At 43.4% G+C, this 14,935-nt stretch carries 18 protein-coding genes; 5 read left to right on the top strand and 13 right to left on the bottom strand.

The window, feature by feature from the left end:
• Positions 1-15: 15 nt before the first annotated feature.
• From LRM50_RS01395 to frr, 5 genes are read right to left on the bottom strand one after another with little or no spacing between them, the layout of a single operon-like run.
• Positions 16-822 (bottom strand): CPBP family intramembrane glutamic endopeptidase, encoded by an 807-nt coding sequence (locus LRM50_RS01395; protein WP_243777714.1) that lies wholly within the window; start codon positions 820-822, stop codon positions 16-18.
• The gene (locus LRM50_RS01400; protein ID WP_243777715.1) at positions 803-1,963 is read right to left on the bottom strand and encodes a M50 family metallopeptidase; all 1,161 of its coding nucleotides are present in this window, start codon (positions 1,961-1,963) and stop codon (positions 803-805) included. Before LRM50_RS01400 ends, LRM50_RS01395 begins: the two co-directional genes overlap by 20 nt.
• On the bottom strand, positions 1,960-2,655 hold the full coding sequence (gene uppS, locus LRM50_RS01405) for a polyprenyl diphosphate synthase (protein WP_243777716.1): 696 nt from the start codon (positions 2,653-2,655) through the stop codon (positions 1,960-1,962). The genes LRM50_RS01400 and uppS overlap by 4 nt, the downstream gene beginning before the upstream one ends.
• Positions 2,648-3,067, bottom strand: coding sequence for a hypothetical protein (locus tag LRM50_RS01410; RefSeq protein ID WP_243777717.1), 420 nt, complete (start codon positions 3,065-3,067; stop codon positions 2,648-2,650). The genes uppS and LRM50_RS01410 overlap by 8 nt, the downstream gene beginning before the upstream one ends.
• Positions 3,067-3,621 carry a ribosome recycling factor gene (frr, locus tag LRM50_RS01415; protein ID WP_243777718.1) on the bottom strand — a complete coding sequence of 185 codons (555 nt, stop codon included), beginning with the start codon at positions 3,619-3,621 and terminating at the stop codon, positions 3,067-3,069. The genes LRM50_RS01410 and frr overlap by 1 nt, the downstream gene beginning before the upstream one ends.
• 90 nt (positions 3,622-3,711) lie before the next feature.
• Here frr and recF point away from each other — a divergent pair, with 90 nt between their 5' ends.
• Positions 3,712-4,764, top strand: coding sequence for a DNA replication/repair protein RecF (recF, locus tag LRM50_RS01420; RefSeq protein WP_243809590.1), 1,053 nt, complete (start codon positions 3,712-3,714; stop codon positions 4,762-4,764).
• 47 nt (positions 4,765-4,811) lie between these two features.
• Here the strand turns inward: recF and LRM50_RS01425 are convergent, their stop codons facing one another.
• The 5 genes from LRM50_RS01425 to LRM50_RS01445 all read right to left on the bottom strand — a co-directional run bounded on the left by LRM50_RS01425 (position 4,812) and on the right by LRM50_RS01445 (position 8,632).
• The gene (locus LRM50_RS01425; RefSeq protein WP_129632387.1) at positions 4,812-5,147 is read right to left on the bottom strand and encodes a DUF5663 domain-containing protein; all 336 of its coding nucleotides are present in this window, start codon (positions 5,145-5,147) and stop codon (positions 4,812-4,814) included.
• Positions 5,148-5,188: 41 nt separating this feature from the next.
• Positions 5,189-6,424 carry a hypothetical protein gene (locus tag LRM50_RS01430; RefSeq protein ID WP_243777720.1) on the bottom strand — a complete coding sequence of 412 codons (1,236 nt, stop codon included), beginning with the start codon at positions 6,422-6,424 and terminating at the stop codon, positions 5,189-5,191.
• Between the two features lie 147 nt (positions 6,425-6,571).
• Positions 6,572-7,168, bottom strand: coding sequence for a translation elongation factor Ts (tsf, locus tag LRM50_RS01435; RefSeq protein WP_243777721.1), 597 nt, complete (start codon positions 7,166-7,168; stop codon positions 6,572-6,574).
• 1 nt (position 7,169) lies between these two features.
• Positions 7,170-7,898 carry a 30S ribosomal protein S2 gene (rpsB, locus tag LRM50_RS01440; protein WP_164999874.1) on the bottom strand — a complete coding sequence of 243 codons (729 nt, stop codon included), beginning with the start codon at positions 7,896-7,898 and terminating at the stop codon, positions 7,170-7,172.
• A gap of 113 nt (positions 7,899-8,011) precedes the next feature.
• The gene (locus LRM50_RS01445; protein ID WP_243777722.1) at positions 8,012-8,632 is read right to left on the bottom strand and encodes a hypothetical protein; all 621 of its coding nucleotides are present in this window, start codon (positions 8,630-8,632) and stop codon (positions 8,012-8,014) included.
• A 133-nt stretch (positions 8,633-8,765) separates the two neighbouring features.
• Between LRM50_RS01445 and LRM50_RS01450 the strand changes: the two genes are divergently transcribed.
• Positions 8,766-9,110, top strand: coding sequence for a type B 50S ribosomal protein L31 (locus tag LRM50_RS01450; protein WP_129632372.1), 345 nt, complete (start codon positions 8,766-8,768; stop codon positions 9,108-9,110).
• A gap of 120 nt (positions 9,111-9,230) precedes the next feature.
• Positions 9,231-10,301: a peptide chain release factor 1 gene (gene prfA, locus LRM50_RS01455; RefSeq protein ID WP_232736378.1), complete on the top strand. Its 1,071-nt coding sequence runs from the start codon at positions 9,231-9,233 to the stop codon at positions 10,299-10,301.
• On the opposite strand, the gene LRM50_RS01460 is transcribed toward prfA, so the two are convergent.
• Positions 10,291-10,890, bottom strand: a complete 600-nt coding sequence (locus tag LRM50_RS01460) for a hypothetical protein (RefSeq protein ID WP_243777723.1) — start codon at positions 10,888-10,890, stop codon at positions 10,291-10,293. The genes prfA and LRM50_RS01460 overlap by 11 nt on opposite strands.
• A 142-nt stretch (positions 10,891-11,032) precedes the next feature.
• Here LRM50_RS01460 and prmC point away from each other — a divergent pair, with 142 nt between their 5' ends.
• The gene (prmC, locus tag LRM50_RS01465) at positions 11,033-11,857 is read left to right on the top strand and encodes a peptide chain release factor N(5)-glutamine methyltransferase (protein WP_243809591.1); all 825 of its coding nucleotides are present in this window, start codon (positions 11,033-11,035) and stop codon (positions 11,855-11,857) included.
• Here the strand turns inward: prmC and LRM50_RS01470 are convergent.
• Both LRM50_RS01470 and LRM50_RS01475 read right to left on the bottom strand, forming a co-directional pair.
• Entirely contained in the window at positions 11,854-12,618 is a 765-nt protein-coding gene (locus LRM50_RS01470) for a hypothetical protein (RefSeq protein WP_243809592.1), read from the bottom strand. The genes prmC and LRM50_RS01470 overlap by 4 nt on opposite strands.
• 21 nt (positions 12,619-12,639) lie before the next feature.
• Positions 12,640-14,283, bottom strand: a complete 1,644-nt coding sequence (locus tag LRM50_RS01475; RefSeq protein ID WP_243809593.1) for an LCP family protein — start codon at positions 14,281-14,283, stop codon at positions 12,640-12,642.
• A gap of 41 nt (positions 14,284-14,324) precedes the next feature.
• On the opposite strand from LRM50_RS01475, the gene lepB reads away from it, so the two are divergent.
• The gene (gene lepB / locus LRM50_RS01480; protein ID WP_129632352.1) at positions 14,325-14,930 is read left to right on the top strand and encodes a signal peptidase I; all 606 of its coding nucleotides are present in this window, start codon (positions 14,325-14,327) and stop codon (positions 14,928-14,930) included.
• Positions 14,931-14,935: the final 5 nt, after the last annotated feature.

Genomic DNA, 14,935 nt, shown 5'->3' on the forward strand with positions numbered 1-14,935 from the left:
GCATATTTCTCTCCTTTACATAAATATAAATGGCAATAACGATTCCGTCTGATTAATTGCGCCCGTATTGACAAACAAGAAATAAAAAGCTATTCCGTTTTTCGCCATATGCATCATAATCGGCACCCAAATTGCGCCAGTGTATTCCCTGGTCGCACACATAACCAAGCTTAAAGTAAATGTATCAACTGCCACCGCCCATTGCAATGGTGAATCTGGACCAACCCAAAGATGTGCCGCGCCAAACGCTATGCTCGTTACGATAATCGATGGCCAAATCGAGAAAGAATTACGCAACTTGCCATAAAGATATCCGCGATATAAAAGCTCCTCAACAATCGGCGCCAGCACCACCAACACAACGAACGCCATGATAAATTGCCAATGAGTCGCCAACATACTCTGGCTGAACGGTATAGCTTGCTTTTGTTGCATATCCACTAAGAAAACAACTCTGGCGATGCTCATCGTAACCATTGTTAGTAAAAAGTACGCCACGAAAGCAAACGGAGAAATGAATATTTCTAAAAACGTCGGCCAATCATTCACACCCAAATTACCCAAAGTTGTTCGGCGCTTCTTAACGAAAAACGGTACGCCAATCACGACAATTAGCGACAAAATATATACAATAACCGAAAGCACTGTATTAAAAATAACTGGATTCACAGAATTGAGAGGTACGCCGATTTTTATCAAAACACCGACCGCCAATGAAACAACAACTTCCACCGCCAAAAATACGCCATAAACCCAAGCTGGGAGCGCCAAAATCAGCCACCATTTGCGATTTTTTAATTTCTTAGAAGAGCTTTCCAACATCACTGATCGTCACCAAAATTGTTAAGATTAATAGAATCAACATACCGGTTGCCTGAATATTTTCCTCGCGCTCTTTCGTCAGATCTTTCTTAAATAAGCGGAAAATTGCCATCGTGAACCAGCGGCCACCGTCGAGCGCTGGGATTGGCAAAATGTTCATCACCGCCAGCGTCAGCGAGATTAACGCCGCCACGAAAATGATATACTCAATTCCAGAACTGACAACTGACGGGAATAATACACCCAGTATGCCAATTGGTCCTGCCACGCTCCCGCTGACAGAAGCTAAATCAGCTCGTGCAGATTCCTTTGATTCTGCGGAACCGAATATTTGTCCGATTGATCCGTGCACGGTTTTTACCAATAACACACCAACGCCTTTGACAGTTTCATATGACAATTGCCCAGTAGTCGCCACACCCACAATAGGCGCCGACCATGTGCTATACATTTTCTCCGTCTGCCCCGGAATAACGCCCAGATATCCGCTTCCCTTCACGGACTTTTCATCATTCAGCTGGACATCAACAGCTAACTCTTTGCCGTCACGCCTATATTCAACCCTGATTTTCTTGCCAGAACTTTGCTTAGTTATAACTGGCAATTTTTCTGCCTCCGTAAGCGACTGGCCGTTTATCTTAATAAGTTCGTCATTAACCTTAAGTCCAATTTTATCCGCTGGAGAATTCGGTGTGATTTTTGCTATCGCCACCGGCGAACGCCTAACCTCTGTATCAAATGGCAATTGAACTTGGTTCGACAGGATTTTCGGCATGCCAATTATCGCAAGAATCGTGAACAAAACAATCGCAGTTATCCAGTTCATCATGACACCAGCCAGCAAGATCTTCGTCTTCACCCAAAATGTCGATCCACCGTATGTGCCCTCGCCTTTTGCGGAATCATATTCACCGTTCAGTTTGACAAATCCACCAAGCGGCAGCCAGTTCAAACTAAACGTTACGTTTTCACCCAAGAAACTTCGCTTTACTTTCCATTTTTTTGCGGCAGGCGGAAATCCGACTCCGAATTCCTCAACCTTGACGCCGTTTCTCTTGGCGACAATAGCGTGACCTAATTCATGCAAAACTACCAATAAAATGAGAACAAATAGCCCTAAAAGTACTCCCCAAACAATCATTTTCCAAACCGCCTATTCCGATTAGCATATTCCTCTAAAATCACCGACACGTCATCCACCGTCATGTCTGGCCAATTCTTCTCAATAAACATCAACTCACTGTACGCTGATCGCCACAACATAAAGTTGCTGAGCCGCTGTTCACTAGAAGTTCTAACAATCAAATCACACGGCGGCACCTCTGGCGCGTATATATTTTGAGCAATCAACTCAGGTGTAATTTCCTCAGCAGAAACTCCAGATTGAACAATTTTTTTAACCGCGTCAGCAATCTCCAAATGTCCACCATAATTTAAGCATAAAACCAATTCTCCATTTTTCAGATCGGCAGTCTTTTTCTCAGCCTCGTCAATCGCTTTGATCAATTGATCCGACAAACCTTCCCTAGATCCGATAACCCTCAAGCGAACCTCGTTTTCGATAAATATCGGCAGGTCAGCCTTCAGTATGTTCAATAGCAATTTCATCAAATGTCGGACTTCTTCCTCTGACCGTTTCCAGTTTTCCGTGCTAAAAACATAAGCGCTCGCGTATTTCACACCTCGATGAAGAACCTCCAATGCCACGTCTTTTAACGCGTTATAGCCCGCCAGATGTCCTTCGTATGTCGGCAAGCCATGCTGCTTTGCCCATCGCCGATTTCCATCAACAATAAACCCGATGTGCCGCGGCAAACTCACATTTTCATTCATTATCCGCCCTCCATTCATCAATTAACTCAACATCTCGTACGTCTTTTTCACGTCCACGCCAGCTCTTCCATTTGCGCAGAAATTTCAAATTAACGAACCTTACGCCGTCATATTCTACCGATTGACTCAACAGCTCGCCATAACTAACAGCCTGCCCATCAAAAACCCAGCCATCCCAAACTTCAGCCGAACCATCATCTTTTACAAAATAAAAACGCTGATTATCGTCGAACTTTTTAATCCAATCGCCACTTTCCTCGGAGAGCTTTTTCATCAAATCAGAACTCGCCGCAAGATCAATATCACTAGCTGGACGAATCCCCAATTGATCCAAAATCCCACTACCAATAACAATAATTTGATCCAACGGCAAATTCAACGCCTTCACTTTATCGGCAAAAGTTTCACTCATTAAACTGTTAAGACGTCCTTTTCTTTCGCCTTAAACGCCTCGTCAATTTGCGTCTGCATCTTGCTCATTAAGCTGTCAATTTCTTTCTCTACGCGCTTCAAATCGTCTTCGCTCAGCTCTTTATTGTCCTTCATTCGCTTAGCATCCTTAAGAGCGTCTTGGCGAATATTACGCATCGCAATTCGAGCTTCCTCAACCTTCTCGCTAACCTGTTTCACCAATTGGTGGCGACGCTCCTCAGTCAAAGCTGGAACTGGAACACGAACCACTCGCCCATCGTCAGATGGATTAAAACCTAGGCTTTGATTGTCGCGAATTGCAGAGGAAATTGCCGTAATGTTACTCGGGTCAAATGGCGTAACTAACAACATTTGTGCCTCTGGAGCGGTTACGTTTGCAACCTGATTAAGCGGCATTTTTGTGCCGTAAGCTTCAACCATAACACCGTCAAGCATTCCAGCGTGTGCCCTGCCTGTTCGCACCTTCTTCAATTCATCTTGAAAAAAGCTAAACGCTGCATTCATTTTTTCTTCATAAGGGTTTGTGTCGAACATATTTCCTCCAATTTATCTATCCGTTATTATATCAAACTTCAAGCGTCTTGTCTGCTAATTTTGCCTTACGCCCCGTGCTATAATAACAGAGTGATTTCTAAGATTAAGCTATACAATTTTCGGTCTTATCATCTGCACGAAGCGACTTTTAGCAATTCTGGAACGGTAATCGTTGGACCAAATGGCACCGGCAAGACGAATCTGCTCGAGGCAGTTTATGTGGCGCTACGCGGCAGTAGTTTTCGTGGCAGTCTTAGCGATTGTATGACGCTGAATGCCCCACAGACGATTATTCATCTGGAGGGAGATTTCGGCGAGCGACGTATTAAGCTTGATTCAATTTCCGGAAAAATAAACAAAGAATTTATTATCAATGACAATAAATCAAAGGTCTTAACTAGGAAAAATCGCCTGCCCGTCGTTTTGTTTGAGCCAAGCGAACTAAGATTAATCTCCTCCTCACCATCCCGACGGCGCGACTTTCTGGATGGCTTAATTGCCCGACTTGACCCCAAATACGACACGGATTTAAGAGCTTTCAATCGCACTCTTTTACAACGCAACGAACTCTTAAAATCCCACCAAGAAGACTCATCAATTTGGCGTGACAACCTGTTTGCTTGGGATATAAAATTTATCCAATACGCAACCAACATTGCCCAAAAACGAGCCAAATTTCTCCAGATAAACGAGCCCCGCATAAAAAATTTATACGAATCTTTGGCGGGAAAAGACACGCAATTATCCATCGAATATGGCGCTATTGTACCTCTGGAAAATTATGACCAAGCCCTACTAAATCGCTTAGGAAAATCCCGCGAATATGAAATGGCTACAGGCTTCACTTCTGCCGGTCCGCACCGTGAAGATTTCACAATTTTTCTCCATAATCAGCCCGCCATTAAAGTTGCTTCACGTGGTGAAATGCGAACCATTATGCTGGCGTTCAAATTATTAGAGCTAGAACTTCAAACAGAAGTCAGCCAATCTCGACCGCTAATTCTGCTAGACGACGTTTTTTCTGAATTAGACGCCACTCGCGAAAAACTTCTTCAGGAAACCATCCAAAATCACCAATTCATCGTCACCACGACAGATGCGCGCCACCAAAAAGATGGCTGCTCAATAATTTCCACACGATAAAAATCCGCCCTCTCACGTGAAGGCGGATTTATTTTTCCTAGGCTTATTTATGCTTGAATCGCATCGGAATTATTAGCTAATTCACCCAGAACAATCGCCACGTTATCTTCAATGATCTCATCATATTCTGGAACTCGTGCACGAATCCATGCGTCAATTTCTTCAGCTGGCGCGTCATTGTCCTGCATCTGCACCAATTCTTTCAGCTGATCATCATCCAGAGACTCAACGATTTCTTCGCCAATTTGGCTATTGATCGTATCTTCTACGTGCTGAATCAGCGCCTGCATCTGATCTTCCGGTAGATTGATACCGATTGAATTCAGCTGCGCCTTGGTGACTATTGTTACTCGAATGTTTAATTGGGTTTGGTCGTTATTCATGATTTTATAATATCCTTTTTATGTTTTATTATCAATTATGCTTATTTACCGTTGCTTGATTCGCTATTTGCCTCAACTGGGTCAAGTTTGTTGGCGACCGCCCTAGCAGCCCTACCGACAACCCTACCAGCTCCCGCAACAGCCCTTCTGCCAAGATTCAGCATCCAGTTCGCGCTCTTGCCAGCAACCCGCGCCAGCTTATCTTTAGCAGATTCCCATTTGTCGCCGAGAGCCTCTCTGCGAGCTTGTCGTCGTGCGTTTTTACGCTCCCGGGCTTTTTCTGCACGCTCCTTCATGGCCTCCTTAGCTTTATCTATTTCACTCTTAGCCTTATCAATTTCTTCCTCAGCAGAATCGATCTTACTCTTCAATTCACTAACATCAAGTTCAGCAAGATTCAACTCCGCTGCGGCAGCCCCAGCCAGATTACGCTTTTTGTCAGCCTCCAAGCGCAACTTCTCATTCGTTTGATCAGCTTCAAATGCCTTCTTTGCGGCGTCATACTCAGCGGCAGCTTTCTTAGCCTTCTCTTCCGCCTCTCGTCGTCTCTTTTCTGCTGCTTCTAGCTTGGCGGCAGCCTCTTTTTGTTCTTGCTTAGAGTTTTTTACAGTCTCTTTATTGTTATCAATCGTCGACTTATCTGTCGCATTATCCTGCTTATCCTGCTCTCGAGCTTCGTTATATTTCTGCCTATCCAACTCGCGCTGTTCTTTAGCCTTAGCCCGAGCTTCCTTGCGTTCTTGACGAGCTTTTTGCCTTTCTTCTTTTCGCGTACGGGCTTCTGAGGCTTTCTGAAGAATAAACTCTCGACCGCCCGCAAACAATTCCGCAGCCTTATTCTTTGCTTCAGACAAAGTATTGCCTATATTTTCCTTAGCGCGTCCAGCTCCTTCAGCAATCTGTCCAGGTAATTCAGAACCCCGACTCACGCCAATATAAAAACTATCTTTCAAACCCTTCCATACGCGACCAAGACCTTCTTTAGCCTTATTCTTCAGCGCAGCAACTATCTCCTGACCGTCAGCAATACGCTCATCACGCGTTTTCTTCTGTAACTCCGTAGTCGGATATTGTCTCGTCGTCCCATAAGCTTCGCCCTCGTAATTAACCTTCACCGGGGTTTTGCTGTCTGAATTTTGCTCCGCAGCCGCTTTTGCTTCACGCTCAAGAGCCTCTCCAGCAGCTGCTACTCCTGCCCACGCATCTTCCGGAGAAGAACCTTGTGTGGGACCTACTTCCGAAGAATTATTTGTATTTTTGGCGGGATTTTCGATCATATCTTTCCTTTTTTGTTTTTACTATCATTTTTGATATGTAACCATACTAGCACATATTTGCGATATTGTCAATATGCTTGTGGTAAATATTGACAAAATAAAAAATCGACCGCATTACTACGGCCGACTTCTTCTCTGCGTGAAAATCTATTCGCTTACACCCAGCTCAATTCGCTTGAATTGACGAATAACGATGTTTTCGCCCAATTTAGCGATAGCTTCCTTAATGTGTTGCTCAACGGTCTTAGAATCGTCCAAAATGTAAGCCTGGCTCATAAGAACCTGCTCAGCAAAATGCTTCTTCAATTGACCTTCAACGATCTTCTCGCGCATTTCTTCAGGCTTGCTTGCCAAAGATTCGCTCGCCATAAGCTCAGCTTTAACGCGCTCCATCTCCTCTGCTGGAATGTCAGCCTCAGAAACATATTTTGGGCTCATCGCTGCAATTTGCATAGCAATTTCGTGCGCCAACGTCTTAAAGTCGTCAAGTCGAGCCACAAAATCAGTTTCGCAGTTTACCTCAACGATAACGCCGATTCGGCCAGAGTGAACATAACCTTCGATCAAACCTTCACGAGCTTCACGATCACCTTTCTTTTCAGCTTTCGTCAAGCCCTTTTTGCGCATAGCTTCCAAAGCTTTATCGAAATCGCCCTCAGCCTCAACCAAAGCTTTCTTAGCGTCAGTCAAGCCTACGCCGGTCAATTCGCGTAATTTTTTAATATCGTCTACAGAAACGCCCATCCTATTTCTCCTCTTTTTTAGCTGGTTTTTCTTCAGCCTTTACGCTACCTGCGCCTTCAGCAACAGCTGCAGTGAAGTAGTCTAATAGCAATTGAATACCCTTAACAGCGTCGTCATTACCTGGAATTACGTAATCAATTCCTGTTGGGTTAACGTTAGTGTCAACAATTGCAAATACTGGCACGCCCAAAGTTTGAGCCTCGCGAACTGCATTTGCGTCGGTCAATGCGTCAACTACAACAACAGCGCCTGGCTTGCCCATCAAATCCTTAATGCCGCCATATTTCATATTCAAGCTGTCGATTTCCTCCTGGAAACGCTGCACTTCAAGCTTGTTATAACGCTTTTCCAAGTCACCTGAAGCCATTCGCTTTTCAAGATTCTTCAACTTCTTAATTTGCTGAGCAATAGTTGAACCGTTAGTCAACATACCACCAATCCAGCGCTCAACTACGTATGGCTGGTTGATTTTTTCAGCTGCTTCACGAACAACGTCTTTGGCTTGTTTTTTGGTGCCAACAAACAGAACCTTGCGGCCTGATGCAGCGATTTTTGTCAATTCTGGCAAAGCCTTGTCCAAAGCTTCAACAGTCTTAGTCAAGTCAATAATGTGACTATCCTGACGCTTACTGTGAATATATGGCGCCATCTTTGGGTGCCAGCGGCTGGTTTTGTGTCCAAAATGAACACCTGACTCCAGCAAAGCCTTAATGTCTACCTTTACAGACATTCTCTTCTCCTTTTGCCTCATCCGCTCACGATTTGGAGTGTGAAACGGATTGTGTCATTAAAATTAGTTACTAGATGATTATATCACTAATCCTCATCAGGAGCAACTACCTCTTAACGAGACTTAATAAATTTTTCCAATTCCTCTTTAAGTTCTTTTTTTTCTAAACTAGTATCTAGAGGCGAATTTATAGAAGACACCCTTTTAATATCGCAGCACTTAATGAACTCAAAGTATTCAATTCCATTACCTGAAACGACAGCACCATAAGTACTAGTCTTACGGCTAAAATCTTCCATGGTCATAGGCGGAGTTGGTTCGCCAGGTACGTTTGCCGACAGCTTAAAGAATAGCAATGCAGCTTTTTCTCCTGAAGGATCCCCATCTTCTATATATCCGTCAAAGGCTACGACCGAAGTATGAACGTCCAGCGGCATCTCCCTGTATAAATCCTGAATTACTTCGTGCGGATTAAATAATTTTGCAGTTACTTCCTTAGGCTTACCCGGTGTCTGCATAACTCCAATCCCAAACTCCTCGCCAACTAGCGCCAGCATACGCTCTGACTCCCCCGAATTATATAGCTCAAAAGATTCGGTTTTATCGGGATTTTCTAATATCACCCCTAACTCTTTTGCTATTGCCAATTCCTTAGAGCGACGAAAAGCTTCTCCCGCTAAATATCTCAAGCCATTATCCCTACTCTTATCATATACATAAGAACCATTTTCCATAGCACATACTCCTCCTAAATTAGCGTATCTCATCTGTAATTATGCGCTACTTTTTACAGATACGTCAATACGTCCGCACGCCTTTTTGGTAAATATTGCAATGCCTGCGGTTTTCTGTTAAAATACCAAGGTTATGAAAAGCAGTATTCACCCACAGAACTATCGCCCTGTCGTATTTAGCGACGAACAAGCGGGCTTCGCGTTCTTGACTCAGTCAACAGCGCAAACAACCGAAACCATCAAATGGGAAGACGGCAACGAATATCCATTAGTTAAGGTTCACATTTCATCAGCTTCACACCCATTCTTTACTGGTGAGGAAAAGATTATCGACACCGAAGGTCGTGTTGATCGCTTTAAGGCTCGTCAAGCAGCCGCTGAAGCTCGCCGAGCAGCTTTGGCAAACAAAGCAAAGAAAGCTAACGCTAAAAAAGCAGCTAAAACTGATTCTCCAAAATCAGACAAAAAGACTAAATAATCTGACAAATTAGTCCAACAATCCAAAAAACCGCTCAATCACTGGGCGGTTTTATTTTACACTATTTCAATCTGACAATACTTAGAGATATCTGTCAATGTATGATATAATTTTATAGATATGGCAAAGATTTCTTTAGATATGGATTCTCTGAAAAACGAACGAGCTGATTTGAGCAATTTTTTAGCGCAACCTGATGCTTACAGCTCACCAGATTTTACGGTAAAAAACAAACGATTTTCAGAATTAGAAACGCTTATTTCCAAAGGTGAAGAGCGAGAAAATCTGGAAAAAAACTTAGTAGAAGCCAAAAAATTAGCCAACGAAGGCGGCGAATTGGCTGCGCTGGCGAAACTTGAGATCACTGAAACTGAAGCTCGATTGACCGAATTAGAAGAAGAATTATTCATCCTGCTCACCCCGAAAGACCCCAACGATGAGAAAAATATCATCATGGAAATCCGCGCTGGTGCGGGTGGCGATGAAGCGTCGTTGTTTGCGGCGGAACTATACCGCATGTATTTACGCTGGTGCGAATCTAACGGCTATAAAGTAGAATTAATCAGCGAATCAGCCAACGATTCTGGCGGCTATAAAGAAGTTATTTTTATGATCAAGGGTGACGCGCCATACTCTAAATTGAAGTTCGAGGGTGGCGTACACCGAGTTCAGCGAGTTCCAGTCACTGAAAGCCAAGGTCGCGTCCACACTTCAACCGTAACGGTGGCGGTTTTACCAGAAGCAGAAGAAGCCGACATCGAGATAAACCCGAATGATTTGCGCGTTGATATTTATCGCTCCAGTGGACACGGCGGTCAAAGTGTGAACACTACAGACTCAGCAGTGCGAATCACCCACTTGCCGACTGGAATGATAGTTACAAACCAAGACGAAAAATCGCAAATTAAAAACCGCGAAAAAGCCATGAGCGTGCTTCGTTCGCGATTGTTGCAGATGAAAATTGACGAGGAAAACGCCAAATTAAGCGCCGAGCGACGCTCATTGGTTGGGACTGGCGACCGCTCGGAAAAAATCCGAACGTACAACTTCCCGCAAGACCGAATCACCGACCACCGCATTCACTACAGCCGCAGCAATATCCCCGCTGCAATGAACGGGGATATCGACGATTTGATTGAAAATCTACAGAGATATGAGCGTGAGCTGAAAGCTCAGAATGCTAGTAATTAAACTTAAAAACTTCAGCTGACTCCAATAGCTCCGCCAGCTTACTTATTTCGTCCACACCGACCGGTTGACGATTTAGCCCCATTTGTTGCTCTAATTTACAATTCTCTATTAGATTATTGGTTTTACGCATAGCTCTAACTGCACACTCATATATCTCATCATCACTCATCATACTCATATCAATTTTGTCATCATCTTCTTCCATTGAAGAGAAGGGCGTATTGTCATCATACCTTAAAACAAAGTCATCCTCTATATAATATCGATGATACCCTCCTACACCTCTTTCTACGAATGTAATTTCTCGAGACTTAGTGCCATTATCTAGAGATCCTGAATATACACCGATAGACACCACAGAACCATCTTTCTGAGGAATTTCTAATGAGACTTCCGATTGTATCCTATCTGAAAATATTATGTCGTGATCGTGAGTTTTCGCGTCTTCCGCAAATCTAAGCAATGTCGACTGAACCAGATCATCAAATTCCACTGCCGCCTGCAACTTTTCTTCGGTCGTCAGTTCAGGATTAAACCCTTCTGCAAACTCCATTTGCTTTGCGGCTTCGCTATTATTTGGCAATTCCATTATATATTCATTCCTTTCGCTAATGATATGAAGCCTATAATACTCTCTCTCTCTTGATTTGTCAATACTTTTTACCACTTTTCTCAGTTTTTGCAAGCATTTTACTTTTTACATTCCATAGATATATGTTATAATTAGCCACATGATTATCTCTGAATGGCTAAAAATTGCCACAAAATCCTTAAAAACAGCAAGCATCCCGTCCGCCAGATTAGACGCTGAATTGATATTAGCCAACACTTTACGAAAAAACCGCACTTACCTACACGCTCACCTGGACGAAGAAATTGACCCCAGGAGATTTGATATCGCAAATGCCAGACTAGACCTAAGATTAGACCGCGTACCAATCGCCTATATTCTGGGCTATAAAGAATTTTACGGCCGCAGATTCACCGTATCTCCCTCTGTTTTAATTCCCCGCCCTGAATCCGAAGATCTAATTTCATTGTTCTTAGAACTGACCGCCAGCGAAATTGCCGAAAAAGTTTTAATTGACGTTGGCGCAGGGTCTGGTTGTCTGGGAATTACTGCCAAATTAGAGAGAAGCAACTTGTCAGTAATCTTATCTGATATCAGCAAACCAGCCTTAAACATTGCAGAAAAAAATGCAAATACCTTAAATGCGGACGTCCATATTCAACAGCAATCATTACTTAATGGTCAACTCAAACCAGTCGACTATATATTTGCTAATTTGCCTTACGTTGACAAAAATTGGGACGTGTCGCCAGAACTTCAATACGAACCAGAAATTGCGCTATTCGCCGAAGATGAAGGATTGAAATTGATATTGCAATTGATCTCACAAGCACCACGATGTCTCACCTCAGAAGGGTTGTTATTTATCGAGGCGGACCCCCAGCAACACAATAGAATAATTGACGAAGCCGTGAAAAATGGTTTTGTAAAAGAGAGAGTTCTCAATTACATCCTGGTTCTGCGCCTTGCTGATGCTAAAGATTAAATTACTACAGAATTTAAGAACACTAACATCACTAAGATGATTCCGACTGTAAGAATCACTGGAGCGGATATGTCTGAAAATCGAATGGCTTTGTGTTTGTTGTAAGATTGGTAAGCTTTACTGGCGACAAGCGAGAATAGCAATAAGATTATTGTAACCTGTGAAACGCCGCCAAATAATGACTTTCCGTAGCTATAAGTCCAATAATACGACAGCCAACCCAGCTCAGCAAAGACAAGTCCCCAGATTGCCGAAAGTAAAACCGTTTGTTCTTCGTCATAGCTGTGTAGGAAATGACGCGCAGAACTATAGCCGATCAAGAACATCAGAACAACAACTACAGAAACTGGCCACTCGTACGATACCACCATAAGCGCAGTTACGCCGACAAAAATAGCGATCAACGACTGCATAGCAACCTGCCAGCGCTTAGACATCGGCTTAATCACAACTAGCCAAATCGCATATAATACCGCCAATGCTACGCGGAAATAAAACACTGACGTAGGTAGATACATCAGACCAACAACGCCAATTCCGACCGTTAAGTCAACCAAGTTAGCCTGGATGTTTGCCCACCAAAAACGCGGACGAACAGCAATTATGCGCCATTTACTCAGCACAACAAGCGCTAACGCTGGAAATGGGGTCTGAAATGCTTGAGCAATAACAAGCAGCGCCACCGCCAAGCCAATATTTAAGACATAGTAAACTAATTCGCTCCAAAACGTTCTTCGTTTAACAGTTTTCAGTAACTCCATAACTTACTCTATTATACCAAATTATGAGCCAGTTCCCACAACAACGATGAATTGTGCGTCAACATTCAAATTATACTTCGAGGAATCTGATGAAACCGAGCCGTACAACTCCTTAAATTTATCTTTCGTGGCAGTTTTTTCTTTACCAGCTGGCAATTGATAAACTTGAGTCTTCCCTATTTTTTCATTACCTGGAGCGTTGCCGACATGAACAACTTTCATTCCTAATTCTGTCAATTTGTCTGCTTCTTTCTGCGCTGCACCAGCCACGCCGGAACCGTTCAAGACAGCAACTGTGGCTTTTTCCTTAGATAGCGGCGTTGCATAAATCTCAGACTTTATATAAGCGCGAATGTCGTCATAATCATACAATCCCGCAGCCGGCTGGACTATGCTTGCGCCACCCGCCGTGCCGGTAGTCATAAGTACGTTGCCTTCCTCCACAAAACTCAATCTGTGAATATCAGATTCTTTTATCTCCGAGCCAAGGTTCATAATTGTGCGAATTTCTTTCGTGTCAATGTTTGTACGCAAGTTTTTGCCCATGGCATCCATCAGAGACGTCACTTTACCAAAGTCAGTCAGTGTTCCCGTGGAAGTGGCTTTGCTTTTCAGCGCCATCATAACCAATTGCTGGTTTTTCTCTCGGTCAAAGTTAGATTGTTCCAATCCGTAAGTTGGCGCCACCAAACCACGCGCTCGAGAGAACCACATCGCCTTTTCGCCGTCCATTTCATGCTTACCGTTAGTTAATTGCATATAATGACCCGTTGGACATCGTTCGCGACGTTGCTGATAATTCAATTCCTTCGCTCGACACATCCAGTCCATACTTGGATCAAGGATTCCCCGCGGATCACGACTCTGTACATCAACAGTAACTCCGCCGACCGCATTGACAGCATCACGAATCACCGCAGTATTAATATGCGCCACGTATTGAATATCCATACCGAATATATCGCCGATGAATTTCTTAGTTTTATCCATTCGTTCGACTTCTGCCTGCGCGCTATCTCCGTTATTCACGCAGCCAAAATATTCATTGATTTTACCAGCGTAGCCAGAATTACATGCCATGCCAAATTTTACATACAAGTCACGCGGAATGCTAAACATATATGCATCCTTCTTTGTCTGATTGACGCTAAGAATCATCATCGAGTCGGTCAATGTCGCACCTGGATGGTCCGGATCGTCATCCGTTGTACCTAAAATCAGCACATTGCTTCGGCCATAAGCATCCTCTTTTAGCTTCTGCTGTGAAAATAGCCCTAAGATTCCACCATTATGAAACACCGAGTTCATCGTCTGCCATAATTTTAATAGCAGCCAACCTGCCACAATTGCAATAATAATTCCGATAATCGCAAGAATAATCCTGGTAATTAACTTTTTCTTACGCTTCTGCTTACGCTCCTGCCGATGAGAAGGCTTGGTATTTTCATCAATTGCCGCCAACGATTCGCTAATATTCTGCTTTAATTTATTAGCAGAAGTTGGTTGCTGAATATTCCTTGTCGCATTATTCGACACTTGCGGACTATCTTCGTTACTACGAGGATGCCCGAGCGTAGTCGTTTTTTTGCTAGTAATTTCCCCCAACGAAGTTCGCTGTGGTCGCTTGGCGACAAATCCGTCCATCGACTGTTTGCGTGGTTTCATATCTATTGATTATAACACACAAAACGCTTATAATTGAAACAATGGACGCTACTTTTATGGATCGTCATCCAAAATTACAAGATGGCCTGGGAATGGTCATTTTCGTTGTTGGCGTGGTGATCGGCACACTTTTATTGAACACATTTGTATTTCAAACTTTCAATGTTGAGGGTGCCAGTATGGAAACGACGATGTACACTGGTGATCGTCTGATCGTCAATCGATTGCCCGTCACCGGTTCAAAATTGCAGAATAAAAATTATATTCCAAAGCGCGGACAAGTAATTGTGTTTAAGAATCCGAATTTTAACGCCTCGACAGGCAAAGACGAATATATTGTTAAGCGTGTAATCGCCTTTGCCGGTGAGCGAGTTACTGTGAAAAACGGCACCGTAACTGTTTACAATACAGAGAACCCCGACGGATTTAACCCTGATACCTCAGTCAATAAAAATGAGCCTGGACAACCCACTTCTGGAGATGTCGATACGACCGTGCCAGAAGGAACAATATTCGTTATGGGCGATCACCGCCAAGGAAGCTATTCTTGCGACTCTCGAAACTGTATGGGACCAATCCCCCTTTATGACATCGTCGGACCAGTCAGCCTACGAATATTCCCATTCAATAAAATTCGCTCGTTCTAATAAAA

This window comes from Candidatus Nanosynbacter sp. TM7-053 (genome assembly GCF_022828375.1).
Classification (GTDB): domain Bacteria; phylum Patescibacteriota; class Saccharimonadia; order Saccharimonadales; family Saccharimonadaceae; genus Nanosynbacter.

Bases quoted from the DNA above. Each gene is read 5' to 3' on its own strand.
- LRM50_RS01395 (WP_243777714.1), bottom strand. From the start codon at position 822: ATGTTGGAAAGCTCTTCTAAGAAATTAAAAAATCGCAAATGGTGGCTG.
- tsf (WP_243777721.1), bottom strand. From the start codon at position 7,168: ATGGGCGTTTCTGTAGACGATATTAAAAAATTACGCGAATTGACCGGC.
- lepB (WP_129632352.1), top strand. From the start codon at position 14,325: ATGGACGCTACTTTTATGGATCGTCATCCAAAATTACAAGATGGCCTG.
- uppS (WP_243777716.1), bottom strand. From the start codon at position 2,655: ATGAATGAAAATGTGAGTTTGCCGCGGCACATCGGGTTTATTGTTGAT.
- frr (WP_243777718.1), bottom strand. From the start codon at position 3,621: ATGTTCGACACAAACCCTTATGAAGAAAAAATGAATGCAGCGTTTAGC.
- LRM50_RS01430 (WP_243777720.1), bottom strand. From the start codon at position 6,424: ATGATCGAAAATCCCGCCAAAAATACAAATAATTCTTCGGAAGTAGGT.
- prmC (WP_243809591.1), top strand. From the start codon at position 11,033: ATGATTATCTCTGAATGGCTAAAAATTGCCACAAAATCCTTAAAAACA.
- LRM50_RS01425 (WP_129632387.1), bottom strand. From the start codon at position 5,147: ATGAATAACGACCAAACCCAATTAAACATTCGAGTAACAATAGTCACC.
- LRM50_RS01410 (WP_243777717.1), bottom strand. From the start codon at position 3,067: ATGAGTGAAACTTTTGCCGATAAAGTGAAGGCGTTGAATTTGCCGTTG.
- rpsB (WP_164999874.1), bottom strand. From the start codon at position 7,898: ATGTCTGTAAAGGTAGACATTAAGGCTTTGCTGGAGTCAGGTGTTCAT.
- LRM50_RS01445 (WP_243777722.1), bottom strand. From the start codon at position 8,632: ATGGAAAATGGTTCTTATGTATATGATAAGAGTAGGGATAATGGCTTG.
- LRM50_RS01450 (WP_129632372.1), top strand. From the start codon at position 8,766: ATGAAAAGCAGTATTCACCCACAGAACTATCGCCCTGTCGTATTTAGC.
- prfA (WP_232736378.1), top strand. From the start codon at position 9,231: ATGGCAAAGATTTCTTTAGATATGGATTCTCTGAAAAACGAACGAGCT.
- LRM50_RS01470 (WP_243809592.1), bottom strand. From the start codon at position 12,618: ATGGAGTTACTGAAAACTGTTAAACGAAGAACGTTTTGGAGCGAATTA.
- LRM50_RS01400 (WP_243777715.1), bottom strand. From the start codon at position 1,963: ATGATTGTTTGGGGAGTACTTTTAGGGCTATTTGTTCTCATTTTATTG.
- LRM50_RS01475 (WP_243809593.1), bottom strand. From the start codon at position 14,283: ATGAAACCACGCAAACAGTCGATGGACGGATTTGTCGCCAAGCGACCA.
- LRM50_RS01460 (WP_243777723.1), bottom strand. From the start codon at position 10,890: ATGGAATTGCCAAATAATAGCGAAGCCGCAAAGCAAATGGAGTTTGCA.